The 17,446-nt window shown below is 57.4% G+C and carries 19 protein-coding genes and 2 pseudogenes; 7 read left to right on the top strand and 14 right to left on the bottom strand.

From position 1 onward, the window contains the following. Positions 1 to 44 precede the first annotated feature (44 nt). From QPL98_RS09635 to QPL98_RS09580, 12 genes and pseudogenes are all read right to left on the bottom strand, one after another. Positions 45 to 1,127 (bottom strand): aldo/keto reductase, encoded by a 1,083-nt coding sequence (locus QPL98_RS09635; protein ID WP_011784132.1) that lies wholly within the window; start codon positions 1,125 to 1,127, stop codon positions 45 to 47. A gap of 61 nt (positions 1,128 to 1,188) precedes the next feature. After that, complete coding sequence (locus QPL98_RS09630) at positions 1,189 to 1,785, bottom strand: TetR/AcrR family transcriptional regulator (RefSeq protein WP_011784131.1); 597 nt, start codon at positions 1,783 to 1,785, stop codon at positions 1,189 to 1,191. Between the two features lie 138 nt (positions 1,786 to 1,923). Beyond that, on the bottom strand, positions 1,924 to 2,592 hold the full coding sequence (locus tag QPL98_RS09625; protein ID WP_011784130.1) for a cupin domain-containing protein: 669 nt from the start codon (positions 2,590 to 2,592) through the stop codon (positions 1,924 to 1,926). Positions 2,593 to 2,639: 47 nt separating this feature from the next. Further along, the gene (locus QPL98_RS09620) at positions 2,640 to 3,260 is read right to left on the bottom strand and encodes a glutathione S-transferase family protein (RefSeq protein WP_011784129.1); all 621 of its coding nucleotides are present in this window, start codon (positions 3,258 to 3,260) and stop codon (positions 2,640 to 2,642) included. A 228-nt stretch (positions 3,261 to 3,488) separates the two neighbouring features. Next, positions 3,489 to 3,956 (bottom strand): GbsR/MarR family transcriptional regulator, encoded by a 468-nt coding sequence (locus QPL98_RS09615; RefSeq protein ID WP_303293158.1) that lies wholly within the window; start codon positions 3,954 to 3,956, stop codon positions 3,489 to 3,491. Next, positions 3,940 to 5,376, bottom strand: a complete 1,437-nt coding sequence (locus tag QPL98_RS09610; protein WP_303293157.1) for an efflux transporter outer membrane subunit — start codon at positions 5,374 to 5,376, stop codon at positions 3,940 to 3,942. The genes QPL98_RS09615 and QPL98_RS09610 overlap by 17 nt, the downstream gene beginning before the upstream one ends. Then, the gene (locus QPL98_RS09605; RefSeq protein ID WP_303293156.1) at positions 5,366 to 8,533 is read right to left on the bottom strand and encodes an efflux RND transporter permease subunit; all 3,168 of its coding nucleotides are present in this window, start codon (positions 8,531 to 8,533) and stop codon (positions 5,366 to 5,368) included. Before QPL98_RS09605 ends, QPL98_RS09610 begins: the two co-directional genes overlap by 11 nt. Beyond that, positions 8,530 to 9,762, bottom strand: a complete 1,233-nt coding sequence (locus QPL98_RS09600; protein WP_303293155.1) for an efflux RND transporter periplasmic adaptor subunit — start codon at positions 9,760 to 9,762, stop codon at positions 8,530 to 8,532. The genes QPL98_RS09605 and QPL98_RS09600 overlap by 4 nt, the downstream gene beginning before the upstream one ends. A 77-nt stretch (positions 9,763 to 9,839) precedes the next feature. Then, the gene (locus tag QPL98_RS09595) at positions 9,840 to 10,772 is read right to left on the bottom strand and encodes a lipid A deacylase LpxR family protein (protein WP_303293154.1); all 933 of its coding nucleotides are present in this window, start codon (positions 10,770 to 10,772) and stop codon (positions 9,840 to 9,842) included. Between the two features lie 334 nt (positions 10,773 to 11,106). Then, positions 11,107 to 11,553, bottom strand: a complete 447-nt coding sequence (locus QPL98_RS09590; RefSeq protein ID WP_303293153.1) for a MarR family transcriptional regulator — start codon at positions 11,551 to 11,553, stop codon at positions 11,107 to 11,109. A gap of 186 nt (positions 11,554 to 11,739) precedes the next feature. After that, positions 11,740 to 12,579 carry a universal stress protein gene (locus QPL98_RS09585; protein WP_011784122.1) on the bottom strand — a complete coding sequence of 280 codons (840 nt, stop codon included), beginning with the start codon at positions 12,577 to 12,579 and terminating at the stop codon, positions 11,740 to 11,742. Positions 12,580 to 12,680: 101 nt separating this feature from the next. Further along, positions 12,681 to 12,839: pseudogene (locus QPL98_RS09580) on the bottom strand (MarR family transcriptional regulator); the annotation flags it as partial. A 209-nt stretch (positions 12,840 to 13,048) separates the two neighbouring features. Between QPL98_RS09580 and QPL98_RS09575 the strand changes: the two are divergent. Beyond that, positions 13,049 to 13,675, top strand: a pseudogene (locus QPL98_RS09575) (transposase); the annotation flags it as partial. On the opposite strand, the gene QPL98_RS09570 reads toward QPL98_RS09575, so the two are convergent. Further along, positions 13,628 to 13,837 (bottom strand): transposase, encoded by a 210-nt coding sequence (locus QPL98_RS09570; RefSeq protein ID WP_022988836.1) that lies wholly within the window; start codon positions 13,835 to 13,837, stop codon positions 13,628 to 13,630. The pseudogene QPL98_RS09575 and the gene QPL98_RS09570 sit on opposite strands and share 48 nt — an antisense overlap. Positions 13,838 to 13,900: 63 nt before the next feature. Next, entirely contained in the window at positions 13,901 to 14,071 is a 171-nt protein-coding gene (locus tag QPL98_RS09565) for a hypothetical protein (RefSeq protein WP_220150157.1), read from the bottom strand. Between the two features lie 376 nt (positions 14,072 to 14,447). Here QPL98_RS09565 and QPL98_RS09560 point away from each other — a divergent pair, with 376 nt between their 5' ends. The 6 genes from QPL98_RS09560 (at position 14,448) to QPL98_RS09535 (ending at position 17,440) form a co-directional block, all read left to right on the top strand. Further along, on the top strand, positions 14,448 to 15,296 hold the full coding sequence (locus QPL98_RS09560) for a hypothetical protein (RefSeq protein ID WP_011784118.1): 849 nt from the start codon (positions 14,448 to 14,450) through the stop codon (positions 15,294 to 15,296). Next, entirely contained in the window at positions 15,289 to 15,564 is a 276-nt protein-coding gene (locus QPL98_RS09555) for a hypothetical protein (RefSeq protein ID WP_011784117.1), read from the top strand. The genes QPL98_RS09560 and QPL98_RS09555 overlap by 8 nt, the downstream gene beginning before the upstream one ends. A 70-nt stretch (positions 15,565 to 15,634) precedes the next feature. After that, a complete protein-coding gene (locus QPL98_RS09550; RefSeq protein WP_011784116.1) occupies positions 15,635 to 16,024 on the top strand; it encodes a hypothetical protein in 390 nt (129 codons plus the stop codon). Positions 16,025 to 16,144: 120 nt separating this feature from the next. Beyond that, entirely contained in the window at positions 16,145 to 16,777 is a 633-nt protein-coding gene (locus tag QPL98_RS09545) for a recombinase family protein (protein ID WP_022992177.1), read from the top strand. 48 nt (positions 16,778 to 16,825) lie between these two features. Next, entirely contained in the window at positions 16,826 to 16,984 is a 159-nt protein-coding gene (locus QPL98_RS09540; RefSeq protein WP_022992176.1) for a hypothetical protein, read from the top strand. A gap of 105 nt (positions 16,985 to 17,089) precedes the next feature. After that, on the top strand, positions 17,090 to 17,440 hold the full coding sequence (locus QPL98_RS09535; RefSeq protein WP_081699727.1) for a hypothetical protein: 351 nt from the start codon (positions 17,090 to 17,092) through the stop codon (positions 17,438 to 17,440). Positions 17,441 to 17,446: the final 6 nt, after the last annotated feature.

Genomic DNA, 17,446 nt, shown 5'->3' with positions numbered 1-17,446 from the left:
GCAGCCAAGGCGCAGCGAAATGTGTGCAGTGGGTCGCTATCGGATTAAGGCTCGGAAGGATTTCGGTACCCGGCCATCATTGCCATCATCCAGCCCGGGTACTCCTCCGGGATACGACTCACCTCGTCCAGAGCTTTACGCTCGTCATCAGACAATCGGATCTGTGCGGCCCGGATATTGGCTTTCAACTGATCTGGTCGCTTGGCACCAACAATAACACTGGATACAGGTTCCTGGTGCAGTAGCCACGCAAGAGCGATCTGGGCCACGGTGACGGGTTCGCCGTCAATCTGCTTTCCGTCAGCCACCTCACGCATGACCTTGATAACCTCTTTGCCCCGCTCGCGGTTAACCGGAGGGAAGTCGAACTTAGTGCGCCGGTTCTCCTCGGATACGTCCGGATCCTCGTATTTGCCGGAAAGGTAACCGCCGGCCAGCGGGCTCCACACCATCAACCCGACCTTTTCCGACGCCAGCATGGGGATCACCTCCCGTTCCAGGTCGCGCCCCACCAGGGTGTAGTACGCCTGCAGAGACGTTACCGGGCACAGGTTGCGGGCCCGGGTGATACCGATGGCCTTCATGACCTGCCAGGCGGCCCAGTTAGACAAGCCCACATAACGCACATGGCCCTGTTGCACCAGGGTGTTCAGTGCCTCCAGGGTCTCCTCGATCGGGGTGGCCGGGTCAAAACCGTGGATCTGGTACAGGTCGATATAATCCGTTTGCAGGCGCGCCAGGCTCGCCTTGCATTCGCTCATGATGTGGCCGCGGGAAGCACCGCGGGCATTGGGGCCCTCGCCCATCGGGCCGAGCACCTTGGTGGCCAGCACGACATCTTCCCGGCGAACGCCGAGGTTCTTCAGGGACTGGCCGACGATGCGCTCGCTGGCCCCGAAGCCATAGATGTTGGCGGTATCGATAAAGTTGATTCCCGCCTCCAGAGCGATCTTCACCAGTTCGTCGGCCTGTTCCTGCTGCAACTGGCCGATCAGGCCCCAGATGTCTTCATCACCGCCGAAGGTCATGGTTCCCAGGCAGAGTTCGGAGACGAACAAGCCCGAGTTTCCGAGTGCTGTGTAGCGTAACGGATTGTGATCAAATCTTGGCAGGTTGTGAGGGGTCATGTTGCACCTCCTGATAACAGGTTAATGTCACGACTTTCTGTCGCGTCTCATTCACTGCCATTCAAGCGCCAGTGTTGTTCCCTTCCGAAGCACTTTGGCAGCGAGCCCTTAAAAGTTGTGTAGCCGCATCAAATGGAGCTGGGTCTTGTGCTGTGCGTGCCGCCAGGTGGGCGCCTTCCAGCGTGGCCAGGGTTGCGCAGGCTTCTTGTGAGGGATCAGAAATGGACGAAATTGACCCATCCCTCAGGCCCAGTTCAAAGGTTGCCCTGGTCCAGTCCAGCACCATTGCCCGAACGCTACCCACCCGGTTGACAACCGCCTCGGGCAGGCTTTCGCGACAGATTGAAAAGGCAACGCACAGGCAGACGGTCTGGCCGTCATGCAGGGCACTTCGGTACACAGCGATGAGAGCACTCAGGCGTTCGCCGGCGCTGGAACAGGCCGCCTCTATTTCAACCAGCCGCTCTTTCAGGCTGGTGTGATACCGCTCGATCAAACGCTCCGACAAGTCCGCCTTGGTCGGAAAATGATAATGAATGGAAGCCTTTCTGATGCCAATGGCCTTCGCGAGATCCGCATAGCTGAATCCGTCAAACCCTCTTGATCGGGCGGTGCGCTCTGCGAAGTCTAACAGGGCGGTTCTTGTGTCACGGTTCATAATTAGTCAATGGTTAACGTCGTTCACTCAGGCAGTTGCCGTGTATGGCACCTTGATCAGGGGAAGGTTACGATTCCTTCCCCTGATCAAGCCCTTTTTGGCTCTTTGGCAGCCCAGAAATGTTCAGGCTCCTGCTGGTTACACTTCAGGGGTCCTGACAAACCGAAGGTGCCCTGTCTTCATCCAGATTTTCGCCCCACGGGCTCCGGCCGTTGCGGACAATGCTTCTCCTTCGGGCAGACGCAGCCAAGCATTCCTGCCCAGCACTTCATCGTTTACCGTGACATCGCCGTCCAGGACCAACACCTCGATCCCGCCGGCCGCCTCTGATGTCAAGTTAGCACCGGGCTCAAGCTTGCGGTGAGTGACCGTTTCACGCTCGTCCTCATGCAGGAGCGAGGTGGAAATGCCCTCCACCGGAGCACCCAGTTCCGCTTCCATGTTTTTGCTGAACTGGGTGCGGTCCGCCGGGTCGAACTGCCAGAGCTTGACAAAAATCGTACAGCCCTCGGCAGAGCCTGGTACATGAGAGGTGGTTGGCGGATTCCGCACATAGGTTCCCGCAGGATAATCCCCATGTTCGTCCTGAAACACACCGTCAAGTACGATGAATTCCTCACCACCGTCATGAGTGTGCGCCGAGAACCGGCTGCCTGGCGCATACCGCACAATACTGGTGGCACGGGCCACTTCGCCACCGATACGATCCAGCATTCGCCGCTCCACCCCTTTCATGGGTGAAGGGCGCCACTCAAGCTGGTCAGTATCAATGACCACGGGCTTTGTGAAATCTGCATTGATTTCCATGCTCTGTCCTCCGGTTAATCAGTCCGCCAAGCCAAAAGGCCCGGGCATCAGCCGGTAATCGACGGACGGGCCGCGACCCGGGCACGCCAGGCCAGGAGATGATCCAGGTGACCGGGAATGTCAACCTTGGCGAACTCTGCAAACACCAGTCCGGCATAAGCCGTGATATCCGCAACAGTGAAACGGTCACCAGCAAGAAACTCGTTTTCCGCAAGCACCTCGTTGAGATAGGCCATCGTGGACTGAGCGACCTCTTTCTGCTTATTACCCCAGTCAGGACATTGCCATGTCTCAAGGTCGGGCCCCAGTCCCCGGGTTGCGTGGTGGAAATACGCGCCCACCGCATTCATCAAACCGGATTCGGCACGAATATTCATCATCGCGATAACCGCACGCTCTTTAGGCGAGGCGCCCGTCAGGGAGGGCCCGTCAAACACACCGTCAAGGTACTCAGTGATGGCGTTGCACTGTGCAATGCAGGTGCCGTCATCAAGCTCCAGTACCGGCACGGTGGCATCGGGGTTCTTTGCCCTGAAATCAGTGGTACGGTGTTCACCACCCATGACATCCACCGGGACAAACACCACTTTATCGGTGGCACCTTTCTCGGCAAGGGCAATGCGAACGCGCAGCGGGTTGGGAAAGCCTTCAGTGTCGTAAATTTTCATTGGTTACCTCTGTTGGTCATTAAGCATACGACGTTTAATTTACCTATCAGTAGATAGGTGCGCAAGAGGCAATTTAATTAGTCTGCTTTGCTTTGAGCCGCTGACCAGACATTCCAGATGGCAAAAACCATTCAGGCCTCCTCGCAGTAACACCAGCCAGGGTTGCTCTGACATAGCCCGCGTTTCCTTCAGGCCCGGATTAAATCCAAGGTTAAACCTTTGATGTTATTATTTTTTATGTCCATGGATTTGAGATTTCAGCTGCTTTAGAAGGTCTTTGGAGCTCTCATAATACAGGGTGTAGAACTGATCCAGATCAGCCAGCTTGGCAAGCGTTTGTTCATTGGTAATGGTTGCCTTGGCTTCGGCGATCACCTCCTTTCTGGCCTCGAGCCGTTTTATCTGCCCTTCCACCAAGGCAGCGTAGGGATGGGGACGAATCGCGAAGAAGTCCTGGCGCTCACCCGGCATTGTTCGACGTTCAACAATGCCGAGTCTTTCAAGAAAGCACGTATTCGTACTGACGCTCGCCTTACTGACACGCAACGTATCCACAAGCTGCGACGAGCTGACCGGACCATCCGACACGATCAGTGTCGCCCAAAGTTGCCCGGCGATGCGGGAAAAGCCTTCAGATTGAGCCTGAAGACCGAGGCGCTCAATAAAACGCCTGTCTGAATCAGTCAGTGTTTTCATAATCAGAAGATTGTAATGAACTCTGCCAACCCCCGCCAAGAGCCCGATACAAATTAACCGTCGACTGCAAGTGATCGCGCCGCGTTTCCACGAGATCAAGTTCGGTTGTAAACAGGCTTCGTTCAGCGTCCAGCACCTCCAGGTAACTGGACGCGCCACCCTCAAAGCGCAATCGCGCAAGTTTAGTTGTGCTTCGCAATGCTGTTACCTGCCGGGCCTGCGCTTCCAGGCGATCTTCTGTACCACGCACCCCGGCCATCGCGTCGAGCACCTCCCGAAACGCCACCTGGATGGCCTGACGATAGGCAATCAGAGCCTGGCGTTGACGCGCCTCCGCTTGATTGACCAGTGCCTCGGAACGCCCAAAGTCCAGCAACGGGCCGACTAACGAGCCGCCCAACTGCCAAGTGGATGCGGAACCCTGGAACAAGTCGCCACCGGACGCACTTCGCAGGCCCAGCAGCCCCTCAAACGAAATCCTGGGCAGGAACGCCGCCCGGGCAACACCGATTTCGGCGTTGGCCGCAATCAACTCCTGTTCAGCTGCAGCAATGTCAGGTCGCCGGACAATCAGATCCGCGGGCCGTCCGGCAGGGATACTGGCCGGAACATTCATCTCACCAATGGTATTCGCTACGGAAATATCACTCCGTACAATCCGTTGTGGATCTCGCCCCAGAAGCACTGCCAAGGCGTTTCGCTGAAGGGTGTGCTGCTGGCGAAGCCTCGGAAGTTCGGTTTCAGCGGCCGCAAGCTCGGATTCTGCCTGCCGCAGGGCCAATTCATTAATCTCGCCTCCTTCAAACCGGGCCCGTTGCAGGGCGACCGATTCGCGGCGGGACGACACGGTGCGTTCCGCGATGTCGATCTGACGATCAAGCGCACGCAAATTGAAGTAACCATTGGCCACCTCACCAATCACGGCCAGTCGCACGGCCTCGCGATTCGCTGCACTGGCCAGAAGCCGTGCCCGGGCTGCTTCGCTGGCATTGGCAAGCCGCCCCCAGAGATCCAGCTCGTACGATAGCACCCCACCAACCTGGATATCGTTGAAGGGTTGACCACCACCAGCGCTGTTGACGGCCTCTTCACTCGGGCCCTGGCGCACCGCTGAGCCCTCCACCTCCAGAAGCGGGTATTGCTCTGCCTGCTGCCCGGTAAGGAGCGCCCGTGCTTCGGCAACCCGGGCAGCCGCGAGCTGCAGATCGTTGTTGGCATCAAGCGCCTCCTCAACAAGCGTGACAAGTGCCGGATCGCCATAGCCACGCCACCAGTCCAGAGGGAGTTTCTCGTCCGCCGAAAGTCGTGCGGACGTCCAGTTTTCCGGCATCGACGGCTCAGGTTTCTCAACAGTCGGCGCGAGTGAGCAGCCACCAAGTGACAACACCATCAAAGTGGTCAGCAATACCTTAACGGTCATCAGCCACACCTCCGTCTGCACGTTCGGGAGCGGCCGATGCCGAGCCGTCCTGGTCTCTGGTGCCACTCAGAAAATCCGTGATACGGCGAACGACCACATAGAACAGTGGAATAAAGAACGTCGCCAGTATCGTTGCCGAAATCATGCCGCCGAGAACCGCCGTACCTATCGCAATACGCGTGGTTGCACCGGCCCCGCTGGCAAAAGCGAGCGGCAGCACACCCATGCTGAAAGCGACCGATGTCATCAGAATCGGCCGCAAGCGCACTCGCGCCGCTTCCTTGGTTGCCTCAATCAGCTTCATTCCCTGATCTTCTAAGGAGCGGGCGAACTCCACCAGCAAAATAGCATTACGGGCAGTAACGCCAACGGTAGTCAGAATGCCGACCTGGAAGAAGACGTCATTAGGCAGGCCGCGCACCATGGCTGCAAGCACCGCTCCGAGCACGCCCAATGGCACCGCCAACATGACAGAAATGGGAATGGTCCAGCTTTCATAGAGCGCCGCGAGTGCCAGAAACACCACCAGTACCGACAACGCATAAAGCAGAGGGGCCTGGGTACCGGCCTGACGTTCCTGATAGGACAGCCCACTCCAGGCTCCGGCCACACCGTCCGGGAGTTGAGCGATCAAACGTTCGACCTCCGCCATGGCCTCACCGGTACTGTAACCGGGAGCCGGCTCACCCTGAATCTGGCGGGACGGAACACCGTTGAAACGCTCAAGACGCGGTGAACCATACTCCCAGCGCCCGTTCGTCACTTCACTCAGCGGGGTCATCTCCCCATCAGCAGCTCGCAGATACCAGGCCTCGAAATCCTCTGGCAGCATCCGGAAAGGGGCATCACCCTGAACATAGACTCGCTTGACCCGCCCCTCATGGAGAAAATCGTTAACGTATTGCGAGCCCCAGGTCACCGACAGAAGCCGACTGATCTCAGAAAGCTCTATGCCAAGGGCCTGCGCCTTTTCGTGGTCGATGTCGACTTTGTAGCGGGGATTGTCCGCCAGACCATTGGGACGCACACTGGTCAAAACGGGGCTTTCGGCCGCCAACTGCAGCAACTGACCTTGCGCTGCCATGAGTGCTTCATGCCCGATGGCACCCCGATCCTGCAAACGCAACTCAAAACCCAGGGCCTGGCCCAATTCCGGTATCGGTGGCAAATTGAAAGCAAAAGCCCGCCCATCACGGACCAGCCCGGCAAGCGCCTGGTTCGCCCGCTGAATGATGGCGCCGGCGCTTTGCGTCTCGGGATCGCGCTCACTCCATGGCTTGAGATTGACGAACGCCAATCCCGCGTTCTGCGCCCGGCCAGCGAAACTGAAACCAGCGATTGTGAAGAGGCCCTGTACCTCATCCTGCTCCATAAAGTAATCTTCGATAACCTCAATGGTATCGATTGTGCGCTGCTGCGTTGCACCGGGAGGCAGCTGGTACTGAACCACAACAAAGCCCTGGTCCTCCGCCGGCAGGAACCCTCCGGGCAACCGCAAAAAGAGAACCGCGACCAGTCCGACGATCCCGAAGAACGCAAAGGTGTAAATCCATGCGTGGCGCGCCGTATGGCCAACCAGCCGGACATACCCCCGGGTTAATCGCGCCAGGCCGGTTTCAAACCAGCCGAACAGTTTTTGCAACAGGGTTCTTTCATGCGTGGGCTTGAGTATCCGACCGCACAGCATGGGGCTGAGAATCAGCGCCACGAGCACCGAAAGGACCATGGCACCAGCAATACTCAGGGAAAACTGCCGATAGATTGCACCGGTGGAGCCCGGGAAGAACGCCATCGGTATAAACACAGCAGACAGCACCACACCGATACCAATCAGAGCGCTGGCTATCTGCCCCATGGACTTGCGCGTCGCCTCCATCGGGCCCAGGCCGTCCTCATGCATCACACGCTCGACGTTCTCAACCACCACGATGGCGTCATCCACCAGAAGGCCGATCGCCAATACGAGACCGAAGAGAGTGAGCATGTTGATGGAAAAACCGAAAGCCGCCATGATCGCAAAGGTGCCGAGCAGTACGACCGGGATCGCGATCGCCGGCACCAGGGTGGCTCGCCAGCTCTGCAGAAACAGCAGCATCACCAGCACCACCAGTGCGACTGCCTCGATGATGGTCTGCACCACTGCATCAATGGAGGCCTCCACAAAGGGCGCCGTCTGATAGGGGTACCGAATCTCCACCCCTTCAGGAAAATAGGGCTCGAGCTCCTGAACCCGCGCTTTAACAGCCTCTGTGACCGCCAGAGAATTGGCACCCGGCGCCAGATTGATGCCAAGGCCGGCTGCCGGCTCGCCATCGTAGAAAGTGTCAATCTGGACTGCACCGCCGCCCAGCTCAACGCGGGCAACATCCCCCAGGCGCACCCGGGACCCGTCGGGCATACTCTTGAGCAGGATGTTGCGGAACTCTTCGGTTGAGGTGAGCAAGGTCTGGGCGGTGACCGTGGCATTGAGCTGCTGGCCCTCAACTGCAGGCAGCCCGCCGAGCTGGCCGGCGGTGACCTGGGCGTTTTGCGCCTCGATGGCGGCGCTTACGTCGGCAACAGTCAGGCCGTAATTGGTCAACGCCGAGGGGTCCAGCCAAATCCGCATCGCATATTCAGAGCCGAAAACCTGAACGCTGCCGACGCCGGTCACCCGCCCGACAGGTTCCGCTAACTCGGAGCTGATGAAGTCAGCGAGATCCAGTTTGCTGAGGCGACCGTCGGTAGAGACGAATGCCATTACCATCAAAAAGCTGGTGCTGGATTTCTCGACGCTGATCCCCTGCTGGCGCACCACTTCCGGGAGTCGGGGTTCCGCCAGTTTGAGCTTGTTCTGCACCTGGACCTGGGCAATGTCCGGATCGGTGCCCGCCGCAAAGGTGAGGGTAACCGTAGCCTGGCCTGAGGAATCCGCTGTCGACCCCATATAGAGCAGGTTGTCGAGGCCGGTCATCTCTTGTTCAATGACCTGAACCACCGTATTGGACACGGTGTCCGCCGAGGCACCAGGATAACTGGCCTGAATCTCCACCGCCGGCGGCGCCACCGACGGATACCGCTGGACCGGCAAAACGAAGATCGCCATGATACCTGCCAGCATGGCGACAATGGCCAGAACCCAGGAAAAAACGGGCCTGGAAATAAAGAAATTAATCATTGCGCGGGGCCCTCCTCTTTGGAGGCGTTCTTCTTCGGATTATTCGTGCCACTGGCTTGCTGGTTTTGGGTGGGATGTAATGGAATATCTGCGGCAACCGGCTTCACCTTGGCTCCTGGCCGAACCTTCTGCAGACCGGAGACGATGAGACGATCTCCCGGTTCCAACCCCTTCTCCACCAGCCAGAATGCGCCAATGGCCCGCTCTGCCTCTAACTGGCGGGCGACAACTTCACCCTCCGGGTTGACCAGCAACGCGGTGGCCTCTCCTTGCGGGTTACGGCTCACGCCCTGCTGCGGCGCCAGAAGGGCGTTCTCCCGAACTCCCTCACTCAGACGAACGCGCACGTACATTCCAGGCAGAAGGTCTTCGTCCGGATTGGGGAAAACGGCTCTCACCGTGACAGAACTGGTGCTTTGGTTGACGGTTACATCCGTAACGTCAACGCGTCCCTTATGCGGATAGGGGGTACCGTCTTCGCGCAACAAAACAGTCTCGGCTTCATTTGGGCCGGCCTTAGAAGCCGCGCCCTCCTTCAGAGACGACCGAATTCGAGCCAGTTTTTCGACCGGTAGCTGAATATCGACATACATGGGATCAAGCTGAACCACGCGCGCCAGGACCTGGGGCTGATTGGCGGTCACCAGCGCACCCTCCGTGTACAGTGTCGGGCCAATGCGCCCGGCGATGGGAGCCTTGACCTCGGTATACGCCAGATCGATACCCGCCGTTTCGACCATCGCCTGGGATCGGGAGACATCCGCCCGGGCTGCCTCCAAGGCCGATAGCGCTTCATCACGTTGACGCTTGCTGACCGCGTTCTTCTCAAACAAGTCTGACGTACGTGCCCACTCCCGCTGCGCCTGTCGCAATTCGGCCTGTGCGCGCTCCAGTTCTGCCTGGGCCCGCTGATGGGCAGCACGGTACCGCTTGGGATCAATCTGGTAGAGGACCTCACCTGCTTCGACCTGGGCGCCTTGTTCAAACAAGCGCTCCTGCAAAATGCCCGTGACTTGCGGCCTCACTTCCGAGATACGGTAAGCGGCGGTCCTGCCCGGCAGTTCCATTGAAAGGTTCACACGCTGCGGCTGCATTTCAACAACCCCGACTTCCGGAGGCGGCGGCGCTGACCGTTCAGCCTTTGCCTGACCGGAGGAATTGTCACAACCAGCCAGCAAAAGAACCGCCAACCACATTGGCAGCATGCGGGCACCAAGGAGACGCGCCATCAAACTCTTCTCTGTCTGCATATCACTAACCTCTGAATGGGCAAAATACTCAAAAACCGTTCAATTCATGCCTTCACTTATAACCAGGTAGACAGAACGATCGATCCAAACTGATCGACGCCGTCCTTTTCCTCGAATTCTTCGCTGCGCCACAGGTAGGTGTAAGCGATCTGCCAGCGATCCCAGGTCAATGCCGCACCCACCTGGGCATCGCCAACCCACTCGCGACTATCAACGGAGTGGCTGTCCTCGAAACTGTTGCCGTCGAGCAGCAGGTTGTGTGCCACATAGCGCCCTTCAAAGGCAGCGAAGACGTACCAGCTAAAGCCCCGATCGCGCCGAAAAGAGGATTGCCCGCCTTGTGCGGGGGCGACTGACGGAATGCCGAAACTACGATCAAGCCCCTCTCCCAAACGAATCCCCAGGCCGCCAGAAGCGTAGGTATACAGGTTGCCGAGCGCAAATCCGGCAGACGGACCATATTCAACGGCCAGCCCACCGACATCCTGTTGCATAAGCCAGGCACGTTCGTACCCGAAGTTGATGACTGGCTCGTTCTCAAGCTGATTGTCCCAACCCCGCGGCTTGTCTGCCGCAATCAGTTCATGGAAATTTCGTTGGACTACTTCAGCACCAGAGGCCGGTCCTACGATGCCCACGTCGATATGCAGGCTGTCTGCCAAACGCAAACCACCATGCTCCCTTTCGCTTAGTAGCGAAATCCCGCCAAACAAAAGGCCGGCATAGGGACGGTCATCTTTAATAAGCGCTTCAACCTCTATATCTTCCGGCGTATAGATCTGTTGCCCTAGCCGGTACGTTACGCCCGCAAGACTACTGCCAGACCAGCCCGGAATGACGTCCGCAAGACGGCGGGTCCAATGTCGATCCGGGGGCTCAAAGGCCCAGATCACCTCTACGCCGTTGGTATATTGACCATCGCCGCCGGCGGAAAACGCATCGTTTTCCACTTTCAGGGACAGCAGGCCGTCGGCGGAAGCTGACGTCACAAGGAAGCCCAGCAACAAACCTGAGCACCAACTCCAATAACACTTTTTGCCACGTCGAGATTTCAATAAAGCGCCCTCTGTCAAGGCGGGTTGAACCGGTTGCAAAAGACCATACTCCCGGATGCTGCCCCACTTTCCCGTGCCAGTTGATTCGGTGTTCCGCCAACAATGATAGGAAGGCTGCTGCAAAACTTGTTCATTTCGTTCAGCATGGACTGAACGTAACACACATAACGACGGACCGCCAGCCGTGATGGAACCGTCCTGTGCCGGCGAAATTTGCGGAACGCTCCAATCCTAATCTTGTCGCTCGCGTCTGAAAAATGTCTCGGGTTCAGTAATATTTGGGGTTGGCGGAATTTTCCATAACCCGTTCAAACACACGCAGAGCGACTTCCAGATCCTGGTCTTCAATGCCTTTCAGCATCTCCTCTCGCAAGAGATTCGCCCGCTCATTCAGTTCGCTCGAAAAGCGCTCACCGGTATTGGTAAGGTACAGCAACCTGACGCGCCGATCATGCTTACAGGGCCGTCGTTCAATCAGCCCCTGCTCTTCAAGGCTGTCAAGCAGACGGACCAATGTCGGATTCTCGATCATCATCAAATGGGCTAACTCCCGCTGGGTCAATCCTTCACCACCACGCTGCAGGCAGACCATGGTGAACCAACGAGCTTGGGTAACCCCCAGGTCTTTCAGGCGCTCATCCAGTAACTTGCGCCAGCGCCTTGCCACTCGGGCATTGGCGAAGGGAAACTGATCTCGAGGGATTTGCGGGTCCATATCACTGTCCTGATATTGCTGACTCAGTAACAGTAAATCGTAAGCTAATCATTGAGGCAAGTCTGCGTTACGCACTAACCAGGTTTGCGCCAATTCGACCTGCAATTCAAGCAGGTTCTCAGGCCAGCTACTAAGGAACTTCTCCGAAGGGCTCCGTCAATAGCCCGCCAGCGCGTTCGTTTATAGTCAACGAGACACCAGCACAGGGATTGACGCTTGACAGAGTACAGTTCGAGTAGCGCTACCCAGCACCAGTCGGGTGAGCCGCGTATGGCCATAGGCGCCCATCACCAGCATGTCGGCATGGAACGCCCGCGCCTGCTCGAGTAGCACCGGGCCGACCTTACCACCGTCGACTTGTTCCAGTGTTACCTGTACGCCATAACGCGCGAGGTGGCGACACAGGTCCGCGCCGAAATCTTCTCTACACTCCAGCTCGCCATCCGGTTCATCGCAGACACAAACCACCTTCACTGCTTCTGCCTGGGCCAGGAAGGGTAACGCATCGCCGACAGCTCGTGTTGCCTCCCTGCTAGCGTTCCAGCCAACAACGATACGTCGTCCAATCCGTCCGGCCGGCCACTCGTCAGGAATGAGTATAGTCGGGCGTCCAGACCCGAAGATAACATGCTCGGCCATCCTGACCGTCATGGAAGGTTCAGGGGAGCTTTCGAAGGGAGGGACCAACGCCAGCCCTGCATAGCGCGCGTGTAGCATTAATTCCTCCGCCACCTCGCTCTCGGACAAGCGCCACTCTGCGCTAATACCTCTTGCGCGAGCCATTGCCTCAAACCGCTCCCTGACCTGAGTCTCTGCGTCCCGAACACGCACGCGATGCTGTTCGAGCAAGGCGCGCATGGCGGGGCCGGCCACAGCGTACGCATGAGGCATCGCTCTCAGTGGCGTTGCCACAAACACCGCTATCAGGCAGGCATCCCAGCACGCAGCGATGTCAGCGGCGATCGCCAGTCGCCGGTCATAGGGCCGAGCCTCTTCAAGAAAGACAACGATATCCTTAGGTAGCATGCTTCACCTCCTGGTCACGCGCTTTCCATAACCTACTCAAAAACACGCAGGCGGACCAATGTCGGATTCTCGATGACCATCAGGTGGGCTATCTCCCGCTATGTCAGCCCTCCACCATCACGCTGCAGGCAGACCATGGTGAACCAGCGAGCCTGGGTAGCCCCCAGGTCTTTCAGGCGCTCATCCAGCAACTTGCGCCAGCGCCTTGCTAACCGGACACTGGTGAAAGGAAACTGATCCCGAGGGATTTGCGGGTCCATGTCACTGTCCTGATACTTATTAAGCCCTCTCCCCAGTCTAGCGGTTGACCGCTAAGCTGGAAGGCGACCAAACACCACAAGGGAGAAGACTCAATAAACTTTATCGTAGCACCTACCATCATTATTGTGGAATCAATCTGCTGCATGCCTGTACGTCTGTATCATCAACCAGCAGGGGGAGGTGTTGCTACACAAGGAAATCAAAGGACGGCAACTTCCCGCTGGCCTACACCTATCCCAACGAGATGCGGGCCACCCGCGACCTACTGCGACGACGCTTCCGCATCGTCCAGCACGGGGCCATGCTCAAAACCCACGTGGTGAACACCACCAGCCAATACAATCCGCCACCCAATAAGGTAAACCTTAAGAATGTGGGAGTCCGGGAACAGGTTCAGGCGGCCTTTGCCGGACAGAATGTCCAGCACAACATCAATCTCGACCTGGCCATCATCGAGTGCTATCACCGTGAGCTGAGCAAGCTTGAAGAACACCTGGAGCGGCAAGCCAAACAACATAATCCCACTTCTCTGAGTGTGCTGAGGACCATTCCCGGTGTAGGGCGCATCCTAGCGCTGACCATTCTCTACGAAATCGGTGATATCCAGCGCTTTGAGTCAGTTCAGAAGTTCGCTTCCTATGCCAGACTCATCAACTGCAAAGCCGAGTCTGCCGGCAAGGTGGATCCTGGCCACCGCAAGCGACGGGGCCTCGGGCTGTTTGTTCTGTCGGTCAGGATGACACCACTTCGCCAGCATCGCCAGACAGCCGCCAGAACCAGCCGGATCTCATCTTGCCTTTTTGGGGGCCTGACCGGCCCTGGTGGCCGGCCTTGATGAGCGTTTCGTCGATGGCCAGTACCGGCTGCGCGGCACGTTGTCGGTCTGCGCATCCACAATGGGGCGCAGCAGGTCGATGGCTCGCTTGACCAGCTTGGTCAGGGTACTGCGGCTGATGGTGATGCCGGATTGCTGGATGCGCTGGTGCTGACGATACAACGGCAGGGGGACTGAAACTTGTCCACCAGCAGGCTGACATCGGCCAGGCTGTTGTGCAGCACGTTAAATAGAGCCGGTGTTGTCGCAGGCTTCTCGGTGCCCTTTGCGCCGGAACACCGGGCGTTCCACCTTCAGCACCACGTAACTGGAGGCCCGCTGGGCCAGCCGGTAGGAGGTTTTGGTGCCGAGGATGTCGTACTGGTCGGCGTCCGGCCCGATCTGCTCCGATGGCATGTGTTCAATGACTTCCACCGGCACATCGGCACTAAAGCGCAGACCAGTATCGTTCAGGCAGTCGTCATCCCGCTGTTTCTTGCATGAATAGAAACTTTTTCTCTATTGGCCCGGTCGGTTACTACCCATGCTTATAAACTGGGATAAGTGGGAAACTGGGAATTTCTGATCCTTTTCCGATTTACCAACACCTCGCCTCAACCGAAAAAAACCTACTGGCAAGTCTAGCAAGAGCGGCACTCCCGATGCACCACTGCGGATACACCGAAGTTTGTACTGACAGCGCAACACATTGATTTTATTAAATATTATTTTGATTTTCCTCTTGCATATTTGAAACTTCGTGCGAATATTTTAGAAAACGCAGGAGTTCAAAATGACCAAGTTGAAGACCATTTGTTTTGCTGTAACTACAGCCGCGCTCGCGGGTTGCGCTGTCATGCCTCGACACTATGACGACGAATCATCCCGCGCACTGAATCTGGCCCGTGCCGGCGGCGTCTACGATCAGGACCTGCGGGATTCACCAGACGGGACGCGCTCGCATCGAAAGGGTTTGCTGGTAAGCGCCCTCGACCTGGCCAGATTGGCCACCTCATTAGATGCGCCGCTTCGTCATCTTACCGGCACCCAGACGCTGTTCTTCAACGCCACTGACATCATGATGACGCCGGACAACCCTTCGGCGCGACCCAGCCTGATGGGCTGGATGCCGGAATCACTGGCGGCGAACGAGGATGACGCCTATGACCACTATGTTGCCGTTGTAGATGAGGCCATCACCCAGGCCGCCGAGTCGATGGCGATAAATGTAACGAAGCTCACAGACGTGAAGACGCCGGAGATTGATGGGAACCCGCTCATGCTGTGGTCGGTAACAGTCGAGCGATATGGCTGTGCCGATAGCAACTGCATCATCGCCTATAACATCCAACAACCGAATCACTGGAAGACACCAAGCTATGTCATCGGCCGTGAAGCAGCCAGTTACAACATCGCTGCCAACCATCCCGAGAAATATTCCCGACTGGTATTTCGGCAGTCCGGCCATGAACGTACCTTTCCTGTAGATGAATTCTATGGCGCTGTCAGCGCCGGCATGCCTCCCTGGATAGTGATGTACTTTCCACCGAACACCGTGATCCAGGACGGCGAGCCGCTCCCCTATCCGGTGTTGTATGAACAGGGCCAACAGCTGATGTTCAGGGAGCCCGACCATGAGTGACTGGCACGATGAACTTGAGTTGGCACTGCTGCCGCTGGAGGACCTGAGAGTCGATAGCGTCTACATGACTTTTGTGATCAGCAATGCCCTGAGCGAGCGAGGCATTTTCCATCAATGCCGGATCGGATACGCGGAGGACCGACTGAGCCGAATGACCACCGCTCCCCATTGCTGGGTCGAGCTCGAGCAGGACTTGAGGGCGATGACGAACGATGCCTACAGCAAGGTGAAACCGCCGTGGCTGGCCGGGCAAGCCGCAGCGGCCTGACGCCGGGAAAAACTTGCATTTTCTCAGGTTCTGGTAGCTTCGAAGTAAAGAACTATCGGGGACTGAGGCCATGGTAAGAGTGGCAAAAATCGTAACAGTGGGGCTCGCCGGGATCGGCGTTGTGGAGCTCGCCTTTAGGGGTACCGATGCAGCGCTTTACGCATGGTATTTATTGTTCGTGCTCTGGGTGGTCGCACTGTTCATTCGCTTCGCACTGGCCGTAGTCGATGCCTACAAGACGGTTTTCGCCAAGGGACCCGATGGGGAAATGACGTTTCCTGAATTCGAACAAAAGATGGCGTCGTTCAGTCGAGGCAGTGATGAGGAGGCAACCGGCGCGGGCAACAAGGCAACTTCCGGCAATGGGAGCAATGGCGGTACAGAGGGTTTCTTCGATGACGACAGAATCAACCAGATTTATCGAGCGGACGATCCGTTCGGGGAGTTTCTCGACTCTTGAGGTGGTTCCTTATGGGTACAGATCAGGAGAACCAGAGGTTCGAACCCGGTAACGGCCACCAGAACCACCTAAACCAGACCGGCCAGAGAGAACCACTTATAACAGACTGAGGAACCGACGATGTTTATTCGAGCCTACCTTCGGGCATCCACGCAGGAACAGAATGCGGAGCGAGCCCGGGAGTCACTGGTACAGTTCGCAGCCAACCACGGTCAGCGTATTGCCGCTTTCTACGTGGAGAACGTGTCCGGCGCTACTTTGCACCGACCCGAGCTGATGAAGCTGATCACAGATTCCGGTGAGGGTGACATTGTGCTGGTCGAACAGATCGACCGGCTGGCTCGCCTCAAAAAAAGTGACTGGGACTCCCTCAAGCAAAAGCTGGCCGCCAAGCGGTTAGCCATCGTCTCCCCGGAATTACCAACCAGTTGGCTCGCTCTGGAAAAGAAAGACGACACCGGATTCACCGACTCCATTCTACGAGCGGTCAACGCCATGATGCTCGACATGCTGGCTGCCGTGGCCCGCAAAGATTACGAAGACCGTCGGCGCCGGCAGTTCCAGGGCATTCATAAAGCAAAAACGGAGGGCAAGTACCAGGGGCGGCAACCAGACCTGAAGCGCAGACAGCACATCGCCAGCCTGCTACGCAGTGGCCACAGCTACAGCGAGATCCAGGAGATGCTGAGTTGCTCGCGGCACTTGATTGCGTCTGTCGCCAAAGAACAAAGACAGGCCGATGCTGTGGCCTGAAACCAACAAACTGCCCTCAAAGGGCAGTCAACTATTGGAGACGTGAATATGCTGAACCTATCTGCCACACTGATTGCATTCCTGAGCTTTGTCGCAGTTGTACTTTTTATCTGCGTTGTGGCCTACCGCAACGCGGACCGGCTGGAAGCGTTCCTGGAGCGAAAGTTCCGAAAAAAATCACCCCGACACAATGGCGATCTGAAATAAATTCGGGGCAAACCGGTGTTCTTGCCCAAAACGGGCAGTTTGAGAGCCGTGCCTACTGCGTCGTCCATGGCAGCATAATCGTGAAGTCGATATGAGGTTATGCACATGACGGACAAAACAGCCATGCTTCCCGAAAGCTTTCTATTTTTGCTGGAACAGGAAGAAAAGCGGAGGCAGCTGCGGGAGGACGCGGGGCTTCCGGCTCTCACAATACTGATCGACGCCGCTCATAGTGGAGGCGGCCAGGCCCGGCATATCCGGCGATTCCTGCTTGGCCTATATAACGCGAGTCACTGGCCATTCGAGCTGAACCGGCTGAGGGCCTTGGATGCCGAGCTGCAACAGGCTGCGTTGCAGGTTCTGGCGCTGGATTGGAATGGCCGGGAGGTTCACACCTATGTGCCGGGTGGTGACGAGCTGTTTCAGTCCTGGTGGGAGTGGGAAGCGAGCGCCTGACACACC

The sequence above is a fragment of the Marinobacter sp. ST-43 genome (assembly GCF_030541085.1).
GTDB lineage: Bacteria > Pseudomonadota > Gammaproteobacteria > Pseudomonadales > Oleiphilaceae > Marinobacter > Marinobacter nauticus.
Note: the sequence above shows the minus strand (reverse complement) of the source record. Positions and strands in the feature narration are given on the sequence as shown.